This window comes from Pseudomonas sp. S3E17, assembly GCF_024168685.1.
Lineage (GTDB): Bacteria > Pseudomonadota > Gammaproteobacteria > Pseudomonadales > Pseudomonadaceae > Aquipseudomonas > Aquipseudomonas marginalis.
This window is the reverse complement of sequence record NZ_JALJWE010000001.1, coordinates 2,675,255-2,697,109: the sequence shown is the minus strand read 5'-3', so window position 1 is coordinate 2,697,109 and position 21,855 is coordinate 2,675,255. Positions and strand designations below refer to the sequence as shown.

General features: G+C 62.6%; 22 protein-coding genes and 1 pseudogene. 6 read left to right on the top strand and 17 right to left on the bottom strand.

The genetic code is table 11. From position 1 onward, the window contains the following. Positions 1 to 7: 7 nt before the first annotated feature. From J3D60_RS11905 to J3D60_RS11885, 5 genes are read right to left on the bottom strand one after another with little or no spacing between them, the layout of a single operon-like run. Positions 8 to 2,143 (bottom strand): glycosyltransferase, encoded by a 2,136-nt coding sequence (locus J3D60_RS11905; protein WP_253491554.1) that lies wholly within the window; start codon positions 2,141 to 2,143, stop codon positions 8 to 10. Positions 2,144 to 2,154: 11 nt separating this feature from the next. Further along, on the bottom strand, positions 2,155 to 2,859 hold the full coding sequence (locus J3D60_RS11900) for a 2OG-Fe(II) oxygenase (protein ID WP_065940458.1): 705 nt from the start codon (positions 2,857 to 2,859) through the stop codon (positions 2,155 to 2,157). Beyond that, positions 2,852 to 4,174, bottom strand: coding sequence for a polysaccharide pyruvyl transferase family protein (locus tag J3D60_RS11895; protein ID WP_253491553.1), 1,323 nt, complete (start codon positions 4,172 to 4,174; stop codon positions 2,852 to 2,854). The genes J3D60_RS11900 and J3D60_RS11895 overlap by 8 nt, the downstream gene beginning before the upstream one ends. Next, the gene (locus J3D60_RS11890) at positions 4,171 to 5,439 is read right to left on the bottom strand and encodes an ABC transporter ATP-binding protein (protein ID WP_253491552.1); all 1,269 of its coding nucleotides are present in this window, start codon (positions 5,437 to 5,439) and stop codon (positions 4,171 to 4,173) included. Before J3D60_RS11890 ends, J3D60_RS11895 begins: the two co-directional genes overlap by 4 nt. Next, positions 5,429 to 6,244: an ABC transporter permease gene (locus J3D60_RS11885; RefSeq protein ID WP_065940455.1), complete on the bottom strand. Its 816-nt coding sequence runs from the start codon at positions 6,242 to 6,244 to the stop codon at positions 5,429 to 5,431. The genes J3D60_RS11890 and J3D60_RS11885 overlap by 11 nt, the downstream gene beginning before the upstream one ends. Before the next feature lie 259 nt (positions 6,245 to 6,503). Between J3D60_RS11885 and J3D60_RS11880 the strand changes: the two genes are divergently transcribed. Beyond that, positions 6,504 to 6,962, top strand: coding sequence for an Hsp20 family protein (locus J3D60_RS11880; protein WP_027603994.1), 459 nt, complete (start codon positions 6,504 to 6,506; stop codon positions 6,960 to 6,962). A 53-nt stretch (positions 6,963 to 7,015) separates the two neighbouring features. On the opposite strand, the gene J3D60_RS11875 is transcribed toward J3D60_RS11880, so the two are convergent. The 3 genes from J3D60_RS11875 to J3D60_RS11865 form a co-directional block, all read right to left on the bottom strand. Beyond that, complete coding sequence (locus J3D60_RS11875) at positions 7,016 to 8,293, bottom strand: cation:dicarboxylase symporter family transporter (RefSeq protein WP_092355028.1); 1,278 nt, start codon at positions 8,291 to 8,293, stop codon at positions 7,016 to 7,018. 95 nt (positions 8,294 to 8,388) lie between these two features. After that, entirely contained in the window at positions 8,389 to 9,597 is a 1,209-nt protein-coding gene (locus tag J3D60_RS11870; RefSeq protein ID WP_253491551.1) for a pyridoxal phosphate-dependent aminotransferase, read from the bottom strand. Between the two features lie 11 nt (positions 9,598 to 9,608). Continuing rightward, a complete protein-coding gene (locus tag J3D60_RS11865; RefSeq protein WP_253491550.1) occupies positions 9,609 to 10,271 on the bottom strand; it encodes an RraA family protein in 663 nt (220 codons plus the stop codon). Positions 10,272 to 10,393: 122 nt separating this feature from the next. Between J3D60_RS11865 and J3D60_RS11860 the strand changes: the two genes are divergently transcribed. Beyond that, the gene (locus J3D60_RS11860; RefSeq protein ID WP_253491549.1) at positions 10,394 to 11,290 is read left to right on the top strand and encodes a LysR family transcriptional regulator; all 897 of its coding nucleotides are present in this window, start codon (positions 10,394 to 10,396) and stop codon (positions 11,288 to 11,290) included. Positions 11,291 to 11,302: 12 nt separating this feature from the next. Here J3D60_RS11860 and J3D60_RS11855 read toward each other — a convergent pair whose 3' ends face one another. Then, entirely contained in the window at positions 11,303 to 11,956 is a 654-nt protein-coding gene (locus tag J3D60_RS11855) for a TetR/AcrR family transcriptional regulator (RefSeq protein ID WP_253491548.1), read from the bottom strand. A 121-nt stretch (positions 11,957 to 12,077) separates the two neighbouring features. On the opposite strand from J3D60_RS11855, the gene J3D60_RS11850 reads away from it, so the two are divergent. Both J3D60_RS11850 and J3D60_RS11845 read left to right on the top strand, forming a co-directional pair. Further along, positions 12,078 to 13,295, top strand: coding sequence for an MFS transporter (locus J3D60_RS11850; protein ID WP_253491546.1), 1,218 nt, complete (start codon positions 12,078 to 12,080; stop codon positions 13,293 to 13,295). Between the two features lie 93 nt (positions 13,296 to 13,388). Next, on the top strand, positions 13,389 to 14,186 hold the full coding sequence (locus tag J3D60_RS11845) for a DNA/RNA non-specific endonuclease (RefSeq protein ID WP_253491545.1): 798 nt from the start codon (positions 13,389 to 13,391) through the stop codon (positions 14,184 to 14,186). A gap of 9 nt (positions 14,187 to 14,195) precedes the next feature. Here J3D60_RS11845 and J3D60_RS11840 read toward each other — a convergent pair whose 3' ends face one another. Genes J3D60_RS11840 through J3D60_RS11830 form a run of 3 tightly spaced genes read right to left on the bottom strand, consistent with a single transcriptional unit; the run spans position 14,196 to position 15,576 of the window. Next, complete coding sequence (locus tag J3D60_RS11840) at positions 14,196 to 14,375, bottom strand: DUF1289 domain-containing protein (RefSeq protein ID WP_253491544.1); 180 nt, start codon at positions 14,373 to 14,375, stop codon at positions 14,196 to 14,198. Between the two features lie 26 nt (positions 14,376 to 14,401). Beyond that, complete coding sequence (gene dmeF, locus J3D60_RS11835) at positions 14,402 to 15,304, bottom strand: CDF family Co(II)/Ni(II) efflux transporter DmeF (RefSeq protein ID WP_253491543.1); 903 nt, start codon at positions 15,302 to 15,304, stop codon at positions 14,402 to 14,404. After that, positions 15,301 to 15,576, bottom strand: coding sequence for a metal/formaldehyde-sensitive transcriptional repressor (locus J3D60_RS11830; RefSeq protein ID WP_027604004.1), 276 nt, complete (start codon positions 15,574 to 15,576; stop codon positions 15,301 to 15,303). Before J3D60_RS11830 ends, dmeF begins: the two co-directional genes overlap by 4 nt. 502 nt (positions 15,577 to 16,078) lie before the next feature. Between J3D60_RS11830 and J3D60_RS11825 the strand changes: the two genes are divergently transcribed. Further along, a complete protein-coding gene (locus J3D60_RS11825; RefSeq protein ID WP_253491542.1) occupies positions 16,079 to 17,290 on the top strand; it encodes a YeeE/YedE family protein in 1,212 nt (403 codons plus the stop codon). 1 nt (position 17,291) lies between these two features. On the opposite strand, the gene J3D60_RS11820 is transcribed toward J3D60_RS11825, so the two are convergent. Beyond that, a complete protein-coding gene (locus J3D60_RS11820; RefSeq protein ID WP_065940444.1) occupies positions 17,292 to 17,453 on the bottom strand; it encodes a DUF2986 domain-containing protein in 162 nt (53 codons plus the stop codon). A gap of 164 nt (positions 17,454 to 17,617) precedes the next feature. On the opposite strand from J3D60_RS11820, the gene panB reads away from it, so the two are divergent. Next, on the top strand, positions 17,618 to 18,409 hold the full coding sequence (gene panB / locus J3D60_RS11815) for a 3-methyl-2-oxobutanoate hydroxymethyltransferase (RefSeq protein ID WP_253491541.1): 792 nt from the start codon (positions 17,618 to 17,620) through the stop codon (positions 18,407 to 18,409). A gap of 11 nt (positions 18,410 to 18,420) precedes the next feature. Here panB and J3D60_RS11810 read toward each other — a convergent pair whose 3' ends face one another. The 4 genes and pseudogenes from J3D60_RS11810 to J3D60_RS11795 all read right to left on the bottom strand — a co-directional run bounded on the left by J3D60_RS11810 (position 18,421) and on the right by J3D60_RS11795 (position 21,781). Then, a complete protein-coding gene (locus tag J3D60_RS11810; RefSeq protein WP_253491540.1) occupies positions 18,421 to 19,809 on the bottom strand; it encodes a PLP-dependent aminotransferase family protein in 1,389 nt (462 codons plus the stop codon). An 11-nt stretch (positions 19,810 to 19,820) separates the two neighbouring features. Then, positions 19,821 to 21,047 (bottom strand): MFS transporter, encoded by a 1,227-nt coding sequence (locus J3D60_RS11805; protein ID WP_253491538.1) that lies wholly within the window; start codon positions 21,045 to 21,047, stop codon positions 19,821 to 19,823. Positions 21,048 to 21,185: 138 nt separating this feature from the next. Beyond that, on the bottom strand, positions 21,186 to 21,518 hold the full coding sequence (locus J3D60_RS11800; protein ID WP_092486897.1) for a low molecular weight protein tyrosine phosphatase family protein: 333 nt from the start codon (positions 21,516 to 21,518) through the stop codon (positions 21,186 to 21,188). Positions 21,519 to 21,534: 16 nt separating this feature from the next. After that, positions 21,535 to 21,781, bottom strand: a pseudogene (locus J3D60_RS11795) (helix-turn-helix domain-containing protein). Between the last annotated feature and the right edge of the window lie 74 nt (positions 21,782 to 21,855).

The window sequence follows — 21,855 nt, the reverse complement described above, 5'->3', positions numbered from 1 at the left end:
TGGTTGGTCAAGGGCTACCCGATTTGCGCTGCGGTTCAGGGCGCGTCCATGTGCCCCATTTGCTTTCAAAGTACGCCTGGTTCTTGTCCCACAGCGCTTGATACTCGCCGCTGGCGATCAGCTTCTTGAAGGACGCCTGCCCGTAGTGGTGGATGAAGGCATCCTCGGCGCACACGGTCCTCAGGCCGGCCGCCTGGATGCGCCGGCTATAGTCATCGTCTTCGAACATGCCGATGCCGAACGCCTCATCCAGCCAACCGATGCGTTCCAGCACCTCGCGGCGCATGGCCACGCAGAACATGGCGAGCATGCTGATATCGAAGCTGCGACCACGATGCCGCGCGACGTGCTGATCGGCGAAGGCTTCCATGTGTTCGAGGCCGACGTAGTCGACGAGCACTTTCGCTTCGTTGCCTACCGAGTTGGTCATCGGGCCGACCAGGCCGATCTGCGGGTCTTGCAGGTGGCGCAGCAACGGATCGACCCAGCCCTTGGGCACCACCGTATCGTTGTTGAGCAGCACCAGGTATTCCCCGGTCGCCAGGCGCAGCCCCTGGTTATTCGCGGCGGCGAAGCCCAGGTTGCGGTCATTGAGCACCAGGGTGACGTTTGCTTGGATGCGACCCAGGTAACGCAGGTAATTGCGCGTGTCGTCCGAGGACGCATTGTCGACAATGATCAGCTCGTAATCGGGGTACGTGGTGTTGCGCAACAGACTTTGGATACAGCCCTGGGTCAGTTCGACGTTGTTGTAGGTAACGATCACGATCGACACTTTCGGGTGCAAGGACTTCAGCGCACTGAGGTTGGCGTCGAAGCGGTGACGCCAGTCATTGGCGCTGGCGAGTGCCACGCGCCGGGTAGCGGCCTGGGTATCGGTTTCGTTCAGGGCGCGCTCGATCTGCTCGATGAAGGCCTGCGGTTCGCTGGCGAAATACACGAAATCCGCGTAGATCTGCATTTCTTCCAGTGGCACCGACACTACCGGTTTGCCCGCGCTGATGAATTCGTAGAACTTCACCGGGTCGACCGCATGGGTCACGTTATACAGGCGAAACGGGATCAGGCAGACATTGAAGTGGTAGAGGTACAACGGCATCTGTGCATAGGGCTTCCTGCCGAGTAGATGCACATTGGGCAGGCGGTCCAGCCCGGCCAGGTCCTTGACGAAAATGTCGCCGATCAACACAACGTTCCAGTCCGGCCGCAGCCGGGCGATGCTCGCGATCAAGGGCAAATCGACCCATTCGGCCAGGGCTCCATAGAAGCCGATCAGCGGCCGCTGGATCTCCGCCATCAAGGGGTTGGGCACACAATTTTGCTCGAAGAACTCGACATCCACGCCATTGCGCAGCAAGCGACAATCGCGGCTCATCGCGGCCCATTTTTCCTGCAGCAGCGCAGCGGTGACTGTCACCAGGTCGGCGTCTCGGACCAGGGTGTGTTCTTCCTCCAGCAACGTCTCGCCGATCCCCGGAAAGCCCACCCAGTCATCCATGCAGTCGTACTGGATTTTCCAGCCGTGGGCGTCGCGCAAGCGATGCGCGAGCGCAGCCCAGAACGCCAGGTGCACCACACTGACTGCGGTTTTTATGCGCCAATCCTTGGCCAGCGCATCAATTGCCTTGGCGTAGGTTTGCAGGTGTTTTTCCGACATGCGCTGGGTGTAGCAGTCCACGAACTCGTCGCGCTGCAATGTCACCTCGAATACCCCGGGCGCCACTTCCAAGGTGCTGTAAGCCAGGCCAGGCTCGGCGCTGCGGGAGGGCACGATGTAGAACACGCGGTAGCCGTGACGGGCGAACTGGCTCATCAACTGCTGGGGGCGCTGGAAGCGGGCGGCCCAGTCGATATTGGCGAAGCAGAGAATGTCGAAGCGCGCCTCTGGTGGCGATAAATCCGCCGATGGCGACAGCGGGTTTTTCAACGCCGTGCGCAACGGCAGATATTGCCCGTGCAGAAAGTCGGGGATGTCGGCGTCGGTGTGGGATGACCGATACCTCAACCAATGCAGCAGCGCCCGTAAGGGCCTGGTGATCCGCCACGAACGGGTATTTTTCAACATGGCGATGTAAGCCAGCGCCGCGTCTCGTTCCCTGATGGCCGCATCGCGCTCCAGCGTGGCCGGATTGTCCTTGTCCATGGTGCGGTCCTTCACGAAAACGTGGTGTTGTGCTGTTCGCCGTAAGTGTGCAGAGGTGTCGGGTCGTTGGGCGGCCACATCGAGCTGGTAGCGCCGGGGCGGTAGAACGTCACTGTCACGCTGCGCCTGGAAGAACGGCAACCCTCGACAACCCGTGAAACCGCATGCCAGGAGTTGTCGGCGCGCACCAGAATCGCCGAGTTTCCGACCTCGGGTGTCACTTGCGCGACGATATCGGTGGGCCTGGCAGAACCGAGGATCTGCAGGCAGCCGCCGTCGGCAGGGTCCCAGGTCTGATTGAAGTACAAAATGTGCGTGACCAGTTTGTCATCCAGGTCCGGGTGCGGCCCGAGGTTGGCCCCGGGGCCGTAGTGGAACAGGTTGGCTTCCATGGGAACCTTGGTCACGTCCACCCCGGTCAGCGCGGAGATGGCCTGGCGGTACTGCGGTGAACAGAGGCTGTGGGCCAGTGCCAGCCATCGTGGGCTCAAGGCTTGTGGGTTGACCACCTCGTGGCTGCCCATGGCGATCAATTGCCGCGCCTCGTATTCGTAGTCCTTGGCCCCGCCGTAGCCGGAGACCGTCTTGAAGTGGTCGTGCGGGTAGGTTTCGGCCAGCGCCTTGGCATCGTCGGGGGTGTAGAGCGCACCGATTTGCGCCCAGGAAAAAGGCACGGTCTGCAGGCGGTGGGCCGTCAGTTTGTTCAGGTCAATCATGTCGAAGGGCTCCCAGCCATTTGTTCAGGGTTCGGCGCAGATGGCGCAACGGCGCCGTCAGCTTGAACGAGTTGGAGCGGTACAGCGTTTCCAGTGCCTGTTGATGTTGCTCGCGTTCGTGTTGGCGCTCGGCGGCCTGGCTTTCGAGGTGTGAGTGCAGGTCTTCGAGAACACCCGGCAAGGCTTGCCAGTAGCGATTGAGCGCGGGCTGCGTGGGCCTGCGACCTGCGCGGATCAACTCGGCCACGCGGTCCCAGTGTGCGTCGATCTGTACCATCGCGTTGGCGGTCATCTGGGACACCGGCTGCTTGCCCAACTGTGCGCGAAACCACTGCGGATCAATCGGCTGGTCCCGGCGTAATTGGAATATTCGCCCATGGCTCGGCAGCGCGGTGTATTTGCCGGTGCCCAGGTCCGCCGAGCAGAAGATCGGCACACCAAAGGCCAGTGCACTGATCGCCAGGTGGTAGCTGTGCCCGATCACCCCTTCGGCATGGGCGAGCAGTTCTGCCAGCAGCAGCGGCTCGGGCCAGAAGGGCAGGCAACGCGCGCGCGCAAGGCCGTCGCCCAGTACGGATTCGTGATCGCCCAGTACCGGCCCTATGGGCAGCAGCAGCAGTTGCACGTCCTCGAACTGCTCGGCGTGGGTTCGCCACAGCTGCAGGAAGCTGTCCAACCCCCACATTGCATGCACCACCAGATAGGGGGGGGTCAGGCCGGCGCTGCTGCACAGCTCCAGGAACGGGGCAGAAGGCGATTGAGGGTCGAGCAGGCGTGGCAGGCCAAAGGCCGTGTCGGGAAGCACCTCGACCTGGGCCGTCGGCGACAGTTGGGCCAGGGCCGATTGGGACAGCGCATCGCGTACCCTGATGTGCGGGCTGTGTTCGAGGGTCAGTTGCACCAGTGGTGCGGCCCACGACGGGATGTCATTGCAATGCATGCCCGGTGCATTCCAGATCAACGGGATGCCATGTTGCAGCGCAATCAGCGCGGGTGTCAGCCAGTAGCCGGTAGGGTGGTGAATGGCGGCATCCGGGGGGTAATAACCGCTGGCCACCAGCTTGTCGAAACGCACAATGAAACCACCGCCGATCAATACTCCATCCAACTGACCGGCGATGTCCGGCAAACGGGTCAGCGAGGTGACCTCGTACGGCCATTCGGGCGGCGTTTTTCCGTGATAGGAAAAACGGTGCAGCGTTATCGCCCCCAGGCGCCGGGTCAATTCCGCCTCAGCGAGGATGGGAAACAGCAAGTCGCCATAGTTGGCGACATCGAATGTGCCAAAGATCCCGACCTGCCACTCTCGGCTCATTGCAGCCCCCCCGGTTCACTCGTGTGAGGGACAGGACCGGCCTCTATTCCCAGATCGACGAACCCAAGGAACTCCCGGGTACCTGGCAAGGTGTCGAACGCCAGCAGCGCGACCTGCTTCTCGATGAGCTGCGCGGTCTCTTCGAGGTGGCCGTTCATCAGTTTCAGTGTGATGTGGTACTTGCCCGCCGCAAGGTTGGCGGGGAATCGGACGTTGAGCGTCGCCTTGCGCCAGCCGTCGTGCGTTGCCTCCAGGTGCAGCGGCAGGTTGGCACCGCCGATCACCAGCAGCCGCGCCTCCTGGATCGTCACGCTGAGGGTCGGCAGCTCGATGCTGTCGCGTACCCGGGTTTCGATGCGCAGTTGGATGGTCTCGCCATACACAAAACTCGAATACAGGCTGTCCGTGTTGGTAAAGCAGGCCGCAACGATATGCCCCTCATCGGTGCCAAAGGCGATGCCAGCCTGTTGGGCAAGGAACGCCTTGGGGGCGACCGCCACCGCGCCGCCGCTGGCCCAGCGACGCTGTTCGTCACGCATCTCCAGCAGGTAGAGTTCGGCCATTTCTTCGGGAGAGCCACTGGCGCGCACCTGGCCTTCGCGCAGGTAAATCACCCGATTGCAAAAGCGTTTCACCATGCCCATGTCATGGGACACGAACAGCAGCGTCGTGCCTTGCTGTGTGAGTGCTTCCAGCCGATTGAGGCACTTGAACTGGAAGGACGCGTCGCCCACTGCCAGGGCTTCATCGACGATCAGGATGTCGGGGTCCACGCACACCGCGACGGCGAAGGCCAGGCGTACCAGCATGCCGCTCGAGTAGGTCTTGGTGGGCTGGTCGATAAAGTCGCCGATATTGGCGAAGTCAGTGATCTGGGCAAAACGGGCATCGATCTCCGCGCGACTGAGCCCCAATACCGCACCGTTCATATAGACGTTTTCACGCCCGGTGAAATCGTGATTGAAGCCCGAGCCCAGCTCCAGCAACGCCGCCACGCGGCCATGGCTGTGAATGCTGCCGGAGGTGGCACTGAGCGTGCCGCAGATCAGTTGCAGCAGCGTAGATTTGCCGCTGCCGTTGCGGCCGATGATCCCTACCGTTTCACCTTTGCACAGTTGCAGCGACACGTCACGCAGTGCCCAGAACTCGCGATAGAACTGCTTTTGCCCGCGAGACAACAGCTGCCACAGGCGATCCCTGGGCGTGTCATAGATGTGATAGCTCTTACTCAGGTGGGCCGTTTGTACGGCGATGTCAGAGCACATCGGCAAATCCTTTGCGGGTTTTCTGGAACCAGGTGAACCCCAGCCAGGCGATACCCCCGGCCACCAGCAGGCCGCAGGCCCAGGTGAAAGGGTCCGGTACCACGCCCCAGAACAGCACGTCCCGGGCCTGTTCGACCACCAGGGTGAGCGGGTTGAGGTGAAGGATGTCCTGGTAGGCTGGCGGAAATGCGCTGGTCGGGTAAAAAATCGCCGAGACAAACATCAATGCCGTGGTCAGCACGCCCACCACCTGGCCGACATCACGCAGGTAAACCCCCAGCGCTGCCAATAGCCAGGTGACTCCCAGTGTGAAGAGCGCCAGCGGTAATAACACCAGGGGCAGCAACACACTGGTCAGGGGCGGCCAGCCGAAAAATACCAGGTGGAAGGCCAGCCAGATCACCAGGCTGGCCAGGGTATGGAACAACACGGCGCCCAGCACCACCCACGGCAGGATCTCGAGGGGGAACACGACTTTCTTGACGTAGTTGGCATTGGCGATGATCAGGCCCGGCGCACGTCCCACGCATTCGGCGAACACGTTGAACACCAGCAGGCCCGCAAATACCAGCAGCGCAAACTCGGTGCGCGAACCGTCGCCCGCGGGCCAGCGCAGCTTGAACATCACGCTGAACACGAAGGTGTAGACCAGCAACATGAATAGCGGGTTAAGGAACGACCATAACAGCCCCATGATGGAGCCTCGATAACGCCCAATCACTTCCCGCTGGACCATGGAAAACAACAACTCTCTATGTCGCCACGGGCTGGAAAACATCCCCGCTCGTGCATTTGTTTCACTCATGCAGCGATTCCCATAGCCAGTGCGGTGCGACCGTAAGTCTAGTCAGCAATTGCCGTTTAGCTATGTGGCATCAAGTGATTACTTGATCGAGGGGGCGTGGGCCCTGTCGCGCCAGCCTGTCTTCAGGTGATCAGCGCACTGGATAAATTTTTTTGTGATGACGCTTGAAATTTTTACCCCTGAACCTACTTAGGTTTTACGCGATGCCGAATGCGGGTCGCGTGTCAAATCACTTGGAGAAAACTCAGGAGATTTTGCAATGGCTACTACTCTTTCGTTGGCCCCACTGTTCCGTCATTCCGTCGGCTTTGACCGCTTCAATGACCTTTTTGAATCGGCGCTTCGCAGCGAGGCCGGTACCACCTACCCACCTCACAACGTCGAAAAGCACGGTGAAGATCACTACCGGATCGTCATCGCGGCGGCAGGCCTGGTGGAGGATGACCTGGAAATCCAGGTGGAAAAAGGCGTGTTGACCGTCGCCGGCGGCAAGCGCGAACACGATGAGGGCATCACCTACCTGCACCAGGGCATCGCCCAGCGCGCGTTCCGTTTGTCGTTCCGCCTGGTCGACCACATTGAAGTGCAGGGCGCACAACTCGCCAACGGGTTGCTGAGCATCGACCTGCTCAGGGTGGTACCGGAGGAAGCCAAGCCTAAGCGCATTGCGATTGGCGGTGCAGCCAAGGCCGAGGTGAAATCCATCAGCGAGCAGTAAGGCTGGAATGAATAAAGGCGCTCTTCGGAGCGCCTTTATTCGTAGCGTTCACATTACAGCGTGGGAACATTTCTCCCTCTAGACTCATGCCCCGCCCGCACCTCACGCCCCTCCCACTTGGCAATCACCAACGGCGCCAGCGCATTGCCCAGCACATTCAGCGCCGTGGTCGGCATCTCCATCAGGCGATACACCCCGGCGATAAACGCGATGCCTTCCAGCGGCAAACCCGCGCTGGCCAGGGTGGCCGAGAGGATCACGAACATGAATCCCGGTACTCCGGCCGCGCCCTTGGAGGTGAGCACCATGGTCACCACCAGCAAGGCCTGATCGCCCAGGCTCAGGTCGATGCCGTACAACTGCGCGACGAACAGGGTGCCGATGCCGAGGAACAGGGAAGCGCCGTCGAGGTTGAACGAGTAACCCACCGGCACCACAAAGCTCACCAGTGAAGGGGGCACGCCGTAGGTTTCGAGTTTTTTCATCAGTTGCGGCATCACCGCCGCCGAGCTGGCGGTGGAGAAGGCCAGCACCAGTTCATCCTTGATATGGCGCATCAGCGCGAACAGGTTGATCCCGCACACGCGCGCCACCAGGTTGAGCACCACCAGCACAAAGAACGCGATGGCCACATAGCTGACCATGATCAGCTTGGCCAGCGGCAGCAATGAGCTGAAGCCGAAGTTGGCCACGGTCACGGCGATCATGCCGAACACGCCGATGGGCGAGTAGGCCATGATCATCGAGGTGACCTTGAACATCGCGTCGCTGACGCCGCGCAACAGCGCGATGACCGGGTCCTTGCGCTCGGCGGGCAAGCGCGCCACGCCCAGGCCGAACATCACTGCAAAAAACAGCACCGACAACAGGCTGCCCTGGGCCATGGCGTTGACCACGTTGTCGGGGATGATGCCGACAATGATTTGCCCCAGGCTATGACCGGCGCCGTTGCTGGTGGGCAGGGTGATATTCGCCGCGTGCAGGCTGGACAGTTCAGTGCCGGCGCCGGGCTTGAGCAGGTTACCCATGACCAGGCCGATGATGATCGCCAGGGTGGTGATGCAGAAAAAATAGCTAAGGGATTTCACCCCGATACGCCCCAGGGATTTGCCGTCACCGTGGCCGGCAATGCCCACCACCATGCAGGCAAACACGATGGGCACCACGATCATTTTCATCAGCTTGATAAAGATATCGCCCGCCGGTTGCAGGAGATTGTCCACCAGCCACGGCCGGGATTCGGGAAAGCGGTGCAGCAGGGCACCAATGGCGATACCGGCGAGCAAGCCGATCATGATTTGCCAGACCAACGCGATACGGGGCGTGTGCATGGGAATGCCTCATTTGAGATCAATGATTTTTAAGTTGTTGTTCTAGGCAGTCAAAAGGCGGCCGTCCGCTGGTCGCCGGGTGTTGCGGGTGGCCGTCAGCGCAGGTCGTGGCATGCGTCTTTGAGGCGACGGCACCCTTCTTCGATCACGTCCAGGGCGCTTGCGAACGACAGGCGCACATACGGCGACATGCCGTAGGCCGCGCCGCTGACCGTGGCCAGGCCGTAGTCGCGCAGCAGGTAGTCCACCAGTTGGGTGTCGCTGTCGAGGCGATCACCCTGGGGGGTGAGCTTGCCCATCAGGCCGCTGACGTTGGCGAACACATAGAACGCGCCATCGGGCGGGATGAGGCCCAGGCCGGGAATGCCCGCCAGTCGCTCCAGCATCAGGGCGCGACGCTGCCGGTATTCTTCGCGCATGGCGGCAATAGGCGCCTGGTCACCGGCAAATGCAGCCACGGCGGCGGCCTGGCTCACTGAGCTGGGGCAGGTAGTGGTCTGCGACAGCAACTTGGCGATGGCCGCGATCAGCCACGCGGGCCCGGCACCAAAACCCAGGCGCCAACCGGTCATCGCATAGCCCTTGGACGCGCCGTTGACGATCAGCGTGCGCGGCTTGAGGTCGGGCGCCAGGCGTGTCAACGGCACATGCCGGGCGTCGCCGTAGACGAAGTGTTCGTAGATCTCATCGGCCATGACCAGCACATGGGGATGACCACGCAATACCTGCGCCAGGGCCAGCAGCTCGGCTTCGCTGTACACCGCGCCGCTGGGATTGTTCGGGCTGTTGAGGATCACCCATTTGGTGCGTGGGGTGATCGCTTCTTCGAGGGCGGCGGGCGACAGCTTGAAACCCAGGCGTTCATCGCCCGGGATGATCACCGGCGTGGCATCGTTGAGCCGTGCGATGTCCGGGTACGACACCCAATAGGGCGTGTGCACGATGACTTCATCGCCGCGATTCAAGGTGGCGGCCAGCGCGTGATAAATGATGTGCTTGCCACCGCAGCCGGCGACGACTTCGTCCAGGCCATACACCAGATCATTGTCGCGCTGTAGTTTCAGGCAGATGGCCTGGCGCAGCGCGAGGGTGCCGGTGGTGGCCGTGTAATGGGTGTCACCGCTGTGCATCGCCAGGCTGGCGGCCTCAAGAATATGCGCCGGAGTGTCGAAGTCCGGTTCGCCCACGGTGAAGTTGACGATGTCGCGGCCCTGGGCGCGCAACTCGGTGACCAGGGCGTTGGCGGCGATGCTGGGGGAGGGTGCGATGCCCAGGACGCGGTCCGACAAAAATGCAGTGCTCATCTCGGACTCCTTCACGCCAGGCCGGCGTTGTTGAGGGCCTTGTCGATCCAGCTCTGGCGCACCGCACCGCTGGCGATCTCTGCCTTGACCGCTTCTTCATGTTCGGCATGTTGTGCGGCACGGCGCAGCACTTCGGCGGCGTCGGCCTGGGAGAACGCGACCAGGCCGTCTTCATCGCCCACCAGCAGGTCGCCGGGGTTGACCACCATGCCACCGATGGACACCGGCACGTTCACTTCGCCGGGGCCGGTCTTGTACGGGCCGGTATGCACCACGGCGCGGGCGTAGCAGGGGGTGTCCTCGAAGCTGGCGACATCGCGAATCGCGCCGTCGATCACAAACCCCACGCATCCGCGCTGTTGGGCATACAGCTTGATCAGCTCGCCGATCACCGCGTTGTTGGTGTCGCCCTGGCCGTCCACCACCAGCACATGACCGGGTTGCAGCAGGCTCATGGCCTTGTAGATCAGCAGGTTGTCACCGGGGCGGGTCTTGACCGTGATCGCCGTGCCCACCAGCTTGCCGCTGCGGTTGTAGCGGGTCAGGCCACGGGCGCCGATATGACGGCCGAGGTTGTCGCTGATATGCGGGGTGACGACATGGGCAAACGCCTTGACCAGTTCGGCCGGCGCCATGGGCGCGTTGGGAAGGATGCGTGAACCGGGCAAGGACATGGCAAATCTCCAGAATTGTTGGATAGCGATGGGCTATGGCCGGATCTTAGGAGTGATGACGGGAGAGTTTTAGCGATATTTTATGATGTGATAGCATCGCTTTTTCTCATGAATTGGCCGCCATGATCACCTTCAAGCAAATCGATGCGCTGTACTGGATCGCCGAACTCGGCAGCTTCGAAGCGGCGGCGAACAAGCTGAACATGTCTCAGTCGGCCATCTCCAAGCGCATCCAGGAACTGGAAGACACCTTCGACGTCGAGATTTTCGACCGCAGCAAGCGCAACGCCCGGCTGACGGAGAAGGGCGGTGAGCTGCTCGACTATGCCCGCGACCTGCTCAACAGCCGCGACCAACTGCTCGAACGGGTCAGCGCCCGCGAGGTGCTGGTGCGCCGTTTTCGCCTCGGCGTCACCGAACTCACCGCCTTGACCTGGCTGCCGGCGCTGGTGGAAGCGTTGCGCCAGGCCTACCCCAAGGTGCAGATCGAACCGTCGGTGGAACTGAGCAGCGAACTGTTTCGCAAGCTGGAAAGCGACCAACTCGACCTGGTGATTGTGCCGGACGTCTACAGCGACCCGCGCTTCCACAGCACCGTCCTGCAAAGCGTGGAAAACGCCTGGATCTGCGCGCCTGGCCTGATCCCCCATCCAGACCCCGTCAGCCTGGAAGTGCTGGCCGACTACACCGTACTGACCCAGGGTTCGCAGTCGGGCACCGGCCTGATCTACGAGCGTTGGCTGGCCGCGCACAATGTGCAGATGCCGCGCACCCTCACCAGCCATAACCTGCTGGTGCAGGTGGGGTTGGCGTTGTCGGGGATTGGCGTGAGTTATTTGCCCAAGGCGTGTTTGTCGCACTTGATCGCGCAGGGGGCGTTGCGTGCGCTGATTACGCAGCCGCAGTTGCCGAGTATCCAGTATGTGGCATTGCACCGGCTGGACCGGCAATTCGGCCTGAACCAGGACGTGGCGCGGATGGCGCAAGCGTACTGCGATTTTTCGCGGTTGCTGTTCTAGTCGGCTCGTAGGTTATGGTTTTTTTGCTGCAGGGCTGTGAGGACTGGGCGGTGCGATAGACGCCGCAACATCCCAGCTCACCAGCAACTGGCTGATCGCCGCGTCGAGGATGGCATGGGGCACGTTGTCCCGCGCCAGGATCGACACCCCCTGCAAAAAACTGTCAAACACACTGGCCATCGCGGCGGGCTGGGTCTGCTGGGGCAACTGGCCCAACCGAACCGCGCGCTCCACGCACGCCACAATCCCGGCCCGGGTGCGCAGGCGCGATTGGGTCAATGCATCGGCCACCCGCGTATTCTCCGGGCTGGGCGCACTCATCACGCCCAGCGCGACCATGCAGCCTTTGGGGTGCCCGTCTTCGCATTGCATGCGCGCCGATTGGCGTAACGCGGTTTCGACGGCCTGGCGCGGGGGCAGGGTGTCGTCCCACAGGCATTCGGTGACCTGGGCATAGGTCGCCAGGTAGCGCTGCACGCACTCGTCGAACAGCGCCTCCTTGGAACCGAACGCCGCGTAGAAACTCGGCGCGGAGATCCCGCCACCCAAACCCGCCTTGAGCTGGGCCAGGGAGGTGGCGTCGTAGCCATGCTGCCAGAACAGGTGCATGGCCTGTTCCACGGCGTGTTCGCGGTCGAAGGTGCGGGGGCGGCCCATTTGTGCCATGTCAGGTCTCCGGTGGGAAAACGAGATAAATACTAGTCGATACATAAGTCATTGACAACGCGCATTGGCTGCCTGCAACATTTGTATCGATCAGTATCTAAGTCAGCCCAAGGAGTTTCCCGTGACCCCCTCACTCAGCTTATCGGCCTCATCCGAGCGCCTGCCCATCGGTGCCTTGCTCGCCCTGGCCATGACGGGCTTCCTCTGCATCGTCACCGAAACCCTGCCCGCCGGCCTGTTGCCGTTGATCAGCGATGGTCTGGCGATTTCGCCGTCGATGGCCGGGCAGATGGTCACCGCCTATGCGCTGGGCTCGGTGCTGGCAGTGATCCCCATGACCATTGCCACCCGGAGTTGGCGCCGGCGCAATGTGCTGCTGCTGACCATCGTCGGCTTCCTGCTGTTCAACTCGATCACTGCGTTGTCATCCCACTATGGCGTAACGCTGGTGGCGCGCTTCTTTGCCGGGGTGGCGGCGGGGTTGGCCTGGAGCCTGCTGGCCGGTTACGCGCGGCGCATGGTTGCGCCCCACCAACAGGGCAAGGCACTGGCGTTGGCGATGGTCGGCACGCCGATTGCGCTGTCGTTGGGGGTGCCGCTGGGCACCTGGCTCGGTGGCCTGGTGGGCTGGCGCACCACCTTCGGCCTGATGTCGGCCGTGAGCCTGATACTGATCGCCTGGGTGCTGGTGAAGGTCCCGGACTACGCGCCGCAGCCCGCCCATCAACGCCTGTCGCTGGGCAAGGTGTTGACCACGCCGGGCGTGCGCCCTGTGCTGGCGGTGGTGATCAGTTGGATGCTGGCGCACAACATTCTGTACACCTACATTGCCCCGTTCGTGGCGCCGGCCGGTTTGGCCGAGCGCGTGGACCTGGTGTTGCTGGTCTTCGGGATCGCTGCGTTGGCGGGGATTTGGATCACGGCCAGATTGGTCGAGCCGTTATTGCGCAACACCGTGCTGGCAAGCCTGGCGAGCTTTGCGCTCATCAGCCTGGTGTTCGGCTTACTGGGAACGATGCCGCAGGTGATTTACCTCGGCGTGGCGGTCTGGGGCCTGAGCTTCGGCGGCGCCGCGACCTTGCTGCAAACCGCCCTGGCGGATGCGGCGGGAGAGGGCGCGGATGTGGCGCTGTCGCTGAACGTGGTGGCGTGGAACAGCGCGATTGCCGGCAGCGGCGTAGTTGGTGGCGTGCTGCTGGACACCTGGGGCGTGGGCGCATTTGCGTGGGCGATGCTGCTGTTGGTGGCCGTGGCGTTTGCCATTGCCTGGGTGGCCAGCGCCCATGGCTTCAAGCCGGGCGCGCGGGATGCGGGAAAACCGGCGTCGCTCGGGCACTAATCTGACATCTGCTAGTCCATAATCCTCGAAATATCATTCACTTGGCTCCGTGCGCGGAGCCTGCCGCTTCACTTTCCTTCGAAGATTCAATCCATGCACCTACGCAACATTGCAGTTGGGCTATCGGCCTTTATCCTGTTTTCGGCCGGGGCGCATGCCCGTGGTGCGATAGACCTTTATTCCACTCAGGAACGGCAGTTGTCGTTCGACAGCTGTGCCGATGTATTCCCTGGCGCGACGCCGATCAAAACCGCAACCATCCCCGCCAGCATGAAACCCCTGGCGCTCTGCTCCGACCATTTCGCCGTGCTGTATTCGCAAACCAGCAAGACGCCGCTGGTGGTGGTCGAGCGCCTCAACGCCCGCCAGCTCAAGGACGCCAAAGGCGAGGAACGGACCAACCATTTCTACGCGGACCCGCGCATTCCCAAGGGCGCGCGGGCCGAGTTGAGCGACTACCATGGCCAGCAACCGGCCATGGATCGCGGCCATCAATCCCCGGCCGCCGATGCCCCCGATGCCAAGGCCATGGCCCAGTCGTTTGCGCTGTCGAACATGGTGCCCCAGGACCCCACCAACAACCGCAAGATCTGGAGCAAGGTCGAGGCCGACGTGCGCAAGTTCGCGGTGCGCGCGGGCGGTGACGTGTATGTGTTCACCGGGCCGCTGTTTGACCCGGGCTACAGCACCATCGGCGACAACAAGGTCTGGGTGCCGACGCGCCTGTTCAAGCTGGTGTACGACGCCTCCAGCCAGCGCGCCTGGGCCTACGTGCTGCCCAACGCCGAAACGCGCATCCAGAAGCCGATGGACTACGACACCTTCGTGAAAAACACCGGGCTCAAATTGCTGGGTAACCTTCCGGTATCCGGGTCGGTGGGGCGCTCCTGATCAAGCGGCTTACCTGGCTTTTTTCAACGCTTTCAAGCGTTGGGTTGCACGTTGCACGGCGGCCATTTTCTCGGGGCGTTTCATGCGTTTCCACTTGCGGATCTCGTCCTTGCTGCGGCCACAGCTGACGCACAGGTCGCCGCTGAGCTGGCAGGTGGAGACGCAGGGGGTTTCGATGTCTTTAGCCAAGGGGTCACCTGGGTGGGGGTAAAGGCTTACGCCGAACGAAACTCAATGGTGAGGTGGCTCACTTCATGCACCGACTTGAGACGCTCGCGAAGGGTGTCGGCATCCGTGGTCGCCTGGCCGAGCACACTCACAATCGCCGCGTGGGCGTCGGGGCCCACGCGCCACACGTGCAGGTCGGTAATCCTGGCGTCGCCGGGTTGCTCGACCAACGCGCGGATCTCGGCGGCGACGTGCTCATCGGTTTGATCCAGCAGCACACCGGCGGTCACCCCCATCAGGCTCCAGGCCCAGCGCGCGATCACGATGGCACCGACAATACCCATCACCGGGTCCAGCCACACCCAGCCCAGGTAACGCCCGGCCAGCAAGGCGGCGATGGCGAGGACCGAGGTCAGCGCATCGGCGAGCACATGCACATAGGCGGATTTGAGGTTGTTGTCGCTGCCGTGGTGGTGCTCGTGATCCTGGTCATGGCTGTGACCGTGGCCCAGCAACAGCGCACTGACGATATTCACCACCAGGCCCACGATGGCAATCAGGGTCGCGGTACCGAACTGCACCTCGGCGGGTTCCAGCAGGCGGACCACCGACTCGACGCCAATGCCCAGGGCCACCAGCGCCAGGATCAGCGCCGAGGCGAAGCCACCCAGGTCGCCCACCTTGCCGGTGCCGAAGCTGTAGCGCGGGCTGTGCGCGTGGCGTTTGGCATAGGCATAGGCTGCGGCGGCAATGCCCAAGGCACCGGCGTGGGTCGCCATATGAAAACCGTCGGCCAGCAGGGCCATGGAGCCGGTGAGGTAGCCGGCGGCAATTTCCGCCACCATCATCACCACCGTCAGCATCACCACCCACAGGGTGCGCCTGGCGTTATCGTCGTGGGCGGCGCCGAGGAACACATGGTCGTGGGCGTGGTGGGTCGTGGGCGTCATTTGGCGTAGCGCCGGATGGCTTCGAGCAGTTCTTCGACGCCCTTGCTGCGTTCTTCCTCGCTGAGGGAAGGATCCGCCACGTGCGCCCTGGCGTGCTCTTCGATGATTTCTTCCATCAAGCCGTTGATGGCGCCGCGCGTAGCGGCCACCAGGTGCAGGGTCTTGGCGCAGTCGGCGTCCGACGCCAGGGCTTTTTCCACCGCCTGAATCTGCCCGGCGATGCGCTTGACCCGTTTTATCAGGCTGTCTTTGTTGGCTGCGATATGTCCCACGGTATACCCCCCCTACCTATAGTGCGGCGGAGTGTTTCATACCCCACCCCCCTATACAAGGTGGCCGCAGCGAGAGGTTGTTGTGTCGCCAACTGGGACCCCTGTGGTGAGCGGGCTTGTCGAATCGTCGCACCGCCCGCGTTGGGCTGCGCAGCAGCCCCAAAACCAGGCGCGGAGGAGTACCTGATACACCGCATTCATCTTCATCAGGGGCGCTTCGCAGCCCAGCGCGGGACAAGCCCGCTCACCACAGGAATTCGGTCGTCTGAAATTGCTTATGCAATACTCAAGACTTCAGGGCGAAATTTTAACCCTTTAAAATCAATGATTTATTTTGATTTGATAAGAGCTATCGAGCCCTGGCGAGGCTGCGATGGCGGTGGCATCGCTTGCATCTACGTTGCCTGACACACCGCTATCGCAGCCTCGCTGAAGATCGACAACGCCCACAGGTTATACTCGCCCCTTCGCAATCACCCCTTCAAATCAAACCGAGATCCCCATGAGCACCTCTCTTTCCCTCACCCCTGCGCGCAAGCCTGTCGCGCCGCTGGTGGCCTTTGTCATCCTGGTGCTGGGCGCCTTGTTCCTGCAAAACAGCGTCGGTTCGCGCCAGGTGCTGTTGCTGGTGGTTGGCGCCGCACTGGGCTTGACCCTTTACCACGCTGCCTTCGGCTTCACCTCCGCCTGGCGCGTGTTTATCAATGATCGCCGTGGCGCTGGCCTGCGGGCGCAGATGGTGATGCTCGCGCTGGCAGTGCTGCTGTTTTTCCCGGCGCTGGGGGCGGGCACGTTGTTCGGGCAACCGGTGGTAGGGCTGGTGGCGCCGGCCGGGGTGTCGGTGGTGTTCGGTGCGTTTATTTTCGGCATCGGCATGCAGTTGGGCGGCGGGTGTGCCTCGGGCACGCTGTTCACGGTAGGCGGCGGTAATGCGCGCATGCTGGTGACGCTGTTGTTCTTTATCTGCGGTTCGCTGATCGCTACCCACCATGTGGACTGGTGGTTTGCGTTGCCGGCATTCCCGGCGGTGTCCATCGTCAAGAGCTTTGGCGTGGTGCCGGCATTGCTCGCCAGCCTGGCGATGTTTGCGCTCATCGCAGTCGTCACCGTGCGCCTGGAAAAGCGCCGCCACGGCCAGCTTGAAGCCGGCGTGACCAGCGAACACCAAGGCTTGCGCCGCTTCCTGCGTGGGCCATGGCCGTTGGTATGGGGCGCGATTGGTTTGGCGCTGCTCAACTACGCCACCCTGGCACTGGCCGGGCGGCCGTGGGGGATTACCTCGGCCTTCGCGCTGTGGGGCGCCAAGGTGGCAAACGGGTTGGGTGTGGACGTGGCCAGCTGGGCGTTCTGGCAAATGCCGGGCAACGCCAAGGCCCTGGCTGCGCCGGTGTGGGAAGACATCACCAGCGTCATGGACATCGGCATCGTCCTCGGTGCGCTGTTGGCCGCCGGCCTGGCCGGGCGCTTTGCCCCCAGCCTGAAGATTCCGGCCCGTTCGCTGCTGGCCGCGGTGATCGGCGGCCTGCTGCTCGGCTACGGCTCGCGCCTGGCCTACGGTTGCAACATCGGCGCGTACTTCAGCGGTATCGCCTCGGGCAGCCTGCATGGCTGGGTGTGGCTGGTGGCGGCGTTTATTGGCAACGGCGTGGGCGTGCGCCTGCGGCCGTTCTTTTTCGCGGGTGAGCGCCGGCCCGAAGCGCTGAGCGGTTGCTGATTTAATCCTCGGGGGACATGTCTGGCGCCTGGGCGGCCTCAGCCGCCAGCTTTTCCCGCTCGGCCTTGCTGATGTACTTATCCTTGGATTTCGGTGCCAATTTGGCGCTGGCTTTTTTGGCTTTGGCCTTGAACAGCTGTTGCAGTTTTTTCTGGCGATTCATGGGTTGTTACCTGGCGTGTACGTGCGCGGATGATACCAGCTTAAAAAACCGCGACGGCTGCCTGGGTCGCTTTTTAGCGCCGATCTGTGCATTGAATAGCCGCGCCTTTCGCCAATACTCGGGCCCCGCATTCCCTGAGTATTGAACGCGATAAGGAACACACCATGAGCCTGCACACCCGCACCAAACGCATGACCGTGCCCCAACTGGTCGCCATGAAAGGCCAGCAGAAAATCGTCTCCCTCACGGCCTACACCAGCGCCATCGCCAGGCTGATCGATCCGCTGGTGGACTTCATTCTGGTCGGTGACTCCACGGCCATGGTCGGCTATGGCCGGCCGTCGACCTTGAGCATGCAGCTCGAAGAAATCATCGGCCACACCCGCGCCGTGGTCGACAGCACGCGCCTGGCCTGTGTGATTGCCGACATGCCGTTTGGCAGCTATCAGGAATCCCATGAACAGGCGTTCCGCAATTGCGCCCAGGTGTTGGCGCGCACCGGCTGCGACGCGGTCAAGCTGGAAGCCAACCAGGCGCTGGCGGGCACCGTGGCGTTCCTGGTGGCGCGTGGTATTCCGGTGATGGCGCACGTGGGGCTGATGCCGCAGTTCGTCAACGTGATGGGTGGGTTCAAGGCCCAGGGCCTCACGGCTGAAACCGGCGCAGTGATTGCCGAAGACGCCCGCGCCAATCTGGAGGCGGGCGCCTTCAGCCTGCTGCTCGAGGGTGTGGCCGAAGGCGTGGCGCGGCAGATTACCCAGGACTCGGACAGGCCCACCATCGGCATCGGCGCCTCACCGGCCTGCGACGGCCAGGTGCTGGTCACCGAAGACCTGTTGGGCCTGGGCGGCGAGCATCTGCCGCGCTTCGTCAAGCAGTACGCCGATGTCGGCGCGGTGATCCGCGAAGCGTGCGGGCAGTTCGCCGAAGACGTGCGTCACGGCCGCTTCCCCTAAGCGCGGCACTGCTACGGGCTTTGACGGATCGCCTGGGCCAACAGCTGCACGGCCTGGGCGATATCCTTGCTCCAGTCGAGGGTGTAGCTCAGGCGCAGGTGATGCGGCCAGTTGCCGTGCAGGCTGAACAACTGCCCCGGAGCGATCACGACGCGCTGGGCCAGCAGGCGCTCGAACACCTGCCCCATGTCGACCGGGCGCCTGGCCTCCAGCCAGAAACTCGCGCCGCCATGGGGTTCGACCACGTGCCACTCGCCGTGCGTTTCCAGCAAGGCTTTCATGCGCGTCATCCGTTCCCGCAAGGCCGCGCGCAGCATCAGCAGGTGCTGGTCGATGCGCCCGGAGGTGAGCAGCTTGGCAATCGCTTTCTGACGGGTCGGCGACAGGCGAAACCCCCGCTCCAGGAACACCCGCTGCAACTGCGGCCCTTGCCCGCGACACAGCACATAAGCGTAGGGCGCCTCCGCGCCGATCACCTTGTCGAAGGTCGAGAACACCAGCAGTTTCTGTGGGTCGGCAAAGTCGCGATAGCGGGCGGCGGGCGCCTCGAAATACAGCTCGCCGTAGGTGTCGTTTTCGAACAGCCAGATGTCCCGCTCTGCCAGCCAGCGGCAGATCTGCTGTTTATCCTGCGCTGGCATCACGCCGCCTTGGGGCACGTTCACGCTGGATGACAGCACCGCCAGGCGGATCGGCTCCCGCTCGAGCAGTGCCTGGAAGGCGGGCAGGTCGAAGCGCCCGTCCGCGCCGAGGGGCATTTCAATCACGCGGATATTCGCCGCCTGCAACTGACGCAGCACCGCCCACGAACACGGCGACTCCACCAGCGCCAGCGTGCCACGCAACGCCAGGGCGCTGAGCGACAGGTCCAGCACGCTGTGCAGGTCCGAGCCGATATACACCTGTTCGGCCTGCCAATAGCGCTGGGTGGATTGGGTGTAGCGCGCGGCCAGCGCCGCACGTAACTCGGGCTCGCCGAACGGCAGGTACAGCGGGGTGAGGGCGCGCGGGTACTGGCGGGCCAGTTCGCGCTCCATCATCAACAGCGGGTTTTCCAATGACAGCAGCATCGCCGGGGCGTCGCTGCTCAGGGCCAGCATGCCCGGCTGGCGGGCGTTGGCGAACACCTGGTCGAGCAAATCAGGCGAACCTTCGCTCAACAGCGGCGCCGGCACGGCCCGGGTGAAATAGCCACGCTTGGGCCTGGCCTGGACACGCCCCTCATCCTCCAGCAGCGCATAGGCGTACTTGGTGGTCGACACCGACACGCCCAGGCGCCGGGCCAACTGGCGCAGGGACGGCAGTTGGTGTTCGCCTGCCGAAGGGCTCGCCTCGATCAACTCGACAAGGTAGCGGTACACCGCCTGATAGGCGAAAGAAGCGTCGTTGGCGGTATCCATGGACCCTCGGTTTAGCCAGGCTGGGCCGCCAGGCTATTACTGATGTTGCGTCCCAGCACCAGCACTGTAACAAAACCGCAGCCCACCAACGCCGTGGCCAGGCTCAACAGCACCGAGCTGCCCAGTTGGTCGACGATGCGCCCGCCGAAGAACGAACCCAAGGCAATGATCACCTGGAACAAGGCCACGAACAGCGGCATGCCGCGTTCGACATCCTTGGGCGCCACCACAAACATCCAGATACTGGCACAAGCCGGGAAGGCGCCGAAGGCGAAGCCCCACAGCCCGATCAGCATCGCTGCGCCGGTCATGCCGGTGGCGAAGTGGGGGAACAGCGCGGTGCTGGTGCCGATCATCAGCGCCACCAGCAACAGGGTGTGACGCACGCTGCGGTTGGCGGCGAAACCGGCAAAGATATTGCCGAACACCCCGGCCACGCCGAAGAGCAGCAACAGCGAACCAATCGTCGGCCCGTCGAAGCCGGAACTGTATTTGAAGAACGGCGCCACATAGGTGTAGGCCGCAAAGTGCGCCAGGCCGATCAACAGCACCGCGATCAACCCGACCCGCGCCTGTGGGTTGATAAACAACGCCGGCAGGTCGCTGACGCGAATGGCCTTCTCCGGGGTGAGCCGCGGCAGCAGGAACACCTGCGCCAGCAGCACCGGCACGCCCAGCAGCGCGGTGACCAGGAACGTCATGCGCCAGCCCATCAGGCCGCTGAGCCAGGTGCCCACGGGCACGCCGAGCACGGTGGCCAGGGTCACGCCCATCATGATGATCGAGGTGGCCTTCGCCACGTCCACACCCCTGGGCGCCAGGCGCCCACTGAGGGCAATGGCCGTGGCCCAGAACCCGCCGATACTGATGCCCAGCAAGACACGGCCGAACAGCAGCAGGCTGAAGTCACTGGCAAAGGCCACCACCGAGTTGGCGATGATCATGATCAACGTCAGGCCGATCAGTAGGTAGCGCCGGTCCATCGCGCCAATGCTCACCGACAGGAACGGCGCAGCGAGGGCGGCCATGATGCCGGGCAACGTCACCATCAGCCCGGCGTGGCCGGCACTGATACCGAGGTCGCTGGCGACGTCGTTGAGCACACCCACCGGCAGGAACTCACTGGTCACCAGGGCGAAAGCGCCCACCGCGACCGAGAGGATTGCCAGCCACTGCTGTTTGACGCTTTGCTGATTATGTTCGGGACGGCCGCTGGGGGCCTGGAGGGCACTTGGCATGATGCTGGGTTCCAAGGGGGATGTCGCCTGTGGCCAGGCGAAGGGGAGGAATTGGGAGGCGATTATAGGAATCGGGCCTGACCACCCTATAGGCGAGCGGTTCGATAGTAATCATCAGTGCTATCGATGTGAGAGGGGCTAGGCGTGTGTGATGAGATAGGGCGTCACAGTGTCTTCGAGCATTTGCACCAGTTCCGGATCCATAAAGCGAAAGTCATCCGGAATATCCAAGCAGTGAAGCGGCTTATGCTCAAGCAAGCGTGCGTATTCTGCTTTTAGTCGATGCAGGTGTTTACGTTCCATGACGAAGATGACATCTGCCCAACGAATATCCGCTGCGCCGATAGTTTTACGTGCATTCGGACTGGTGCCCGCTGAGCGCGCATTAAAGCCCGGGCGACGGCGCCAGATGGCTTCCGCAGTAGGGCTGCGCCATTGGTTGCGGCTACAGATAAACAGTAGGTTTGCCACGTTGTTGCCTATTCAGCTAGTCATGGATATTTATTGTTTTCAGCTCATCGAGGGTCATACGGCGACGCCGAGGCGTTGCCGTCAATGTATATCCCAGCCCCTCAAGAATCGCCGCAACTTTGCGAATCCCCACCTCTGGGACGGTGTTGTTTTCGATCCCCGAGATGGTTGCGTGACTCATACCATGTCGTTGTGCGAGTTGGCTTTGGGAGAGGCCGGCGGCTTTACGCAGATTTTTTGATCAGGGGGCCTAGATCGTTCATACCCGATTTTATCCTATACAGTGCATCAGTGAGGTGCTCACCGAAACCGCATCGTATTTGATGCACTATGAGAT

Excerpts from the sequence above, each read along its gene's own strand:
- J3D60_RS11905 (WP_253491554.1), bottom strand. The coding sequence starts at position 2,143 with ATGGACAAGGACAATCCGGCCACGCTGGAGCGCGATGCGGCCATCAGG.
- J3D60_RS11900 (WP_065940458.1), bottom strand. The coding sequence starts at position 2,859 with ATGATTGACCTGAACAAACTGACGGCCCACCGCCTGCAGACCGTGCCT.
- J3D60_RS11895 (WP_253491553.1), bottom strand. The coding sequence starts at position 4,174 with ATGAGCCGAGAGTGGCAGGTCGGGATCTTTGGCACATTCGATGTCGCC.
- J3D60_RS11890 (WP_253491552.1), bottom strand. The coding sequence starts at position 5,439 with ATGTGCTCTGACATCGCCGTACAAACGGCCCACCTGAGTAAGAGCTAT.
- J3D60_RS11885 (WP_065940455.1), bottom strand. The coding sequence starts at position 6,244 with ATGAGTGAAACAAATGCACGAGCGGGGATGTTTTCCAGCCCGTGGCGA.
- J3D60_RS11880 (WP_027603994.1), top strand. The coding sequence starts at position 6,504 with ATGGCTACTACTCTTTCGTTGGCCCCACTGTTCCGTCATTCCGTCGGC.
- J3D60_RS11875 (WP_092355028.1), bottom strand. The coding sequence starts at position 8,293 with ATGCACACGCCCCGTATCGCGTTGGTCTGGCAAATCATGATCGGCTTG.
- J3D60_RS11870 (WP_253491551.1), bottom strand. The coding sequence starts at position 9,597 with ATGAGCACTGCATTTTTGTCGGACCGCGTCCTGGGCATCGCACCCTCC.
- J3D60_RS11865 (WP_253491550.1), bottom strand. The coding sequence starts at position 10,271 with ATGTCCTTGCCCGGTTCACGCATCCTTCCCAACGCGCCCATGGCGCCG.
- J3D60_RS11860 (WP_253491549.1), top strand. The coding sequence starts at position 10,394 with ATGATCACCTTCAAGCAAATCGATGCGCTGTACTGGATCGCCGAACTC.
- J3D60_RS11855 (WP_253491548.1), bottom strand. The coding sequence starts at position 11,956 with ATGGCACAAATGGGCCGCCCCCGCACCTTCGACCGCGAACACGCCGTG.
- J3D60_RS11845 (WP_253491545.1), top strand. The coding sequence starts at position 13,389 with ATGCACCTACGCAACATTGCAGTTGGGCTATCGGCCTTTATCCTGTTT.
- dmeF (WP_253491543.1), bottom strand. The coding sequence starts at position 15,304 with ATGACGCCCACGACCCACCACGCCCACGACCATGTGTTCCTCGGCGCC.
- J3D60_RS11825 (WP_253491542.1), top strand. The coding sequence starts at position 16,079 with ATGAGCACCTCTCTTTCCCTCACCCCTGCGCGCAAGCCTGTCGCGCCG.
- J3D60_RS11820 (WP_065940444.1), bottom strand. The coding sequence starts at position 17,453 with ATGAATCGCCAGAAAAAACTGCAACAGCTGTTCAAGGCCAAAGCCAAA.
- panB (WP_253491541.1), top strand. The coding sequence starts at position 17,618 with ATGAGCCTGCACACCCGCACCAAACGCATGACCGTGCCCCAACTGGTC.
- J3D60_RS11810 (WP_253491540.1), bottom strand. The coding sequence starts at position 19,809 with ATGGATACCGCCAACGACGCTTCTTTCGCCTATCAGGCGGTGTACCGC.
- J3D60_RS11805 (WP_253491538.1), bottom strand. The coding sequence starts at position 21,047 with ATGCCAAGTGCCCTCCAGGCCCCCAGCGGCCGTCCCGAACATAATCAG.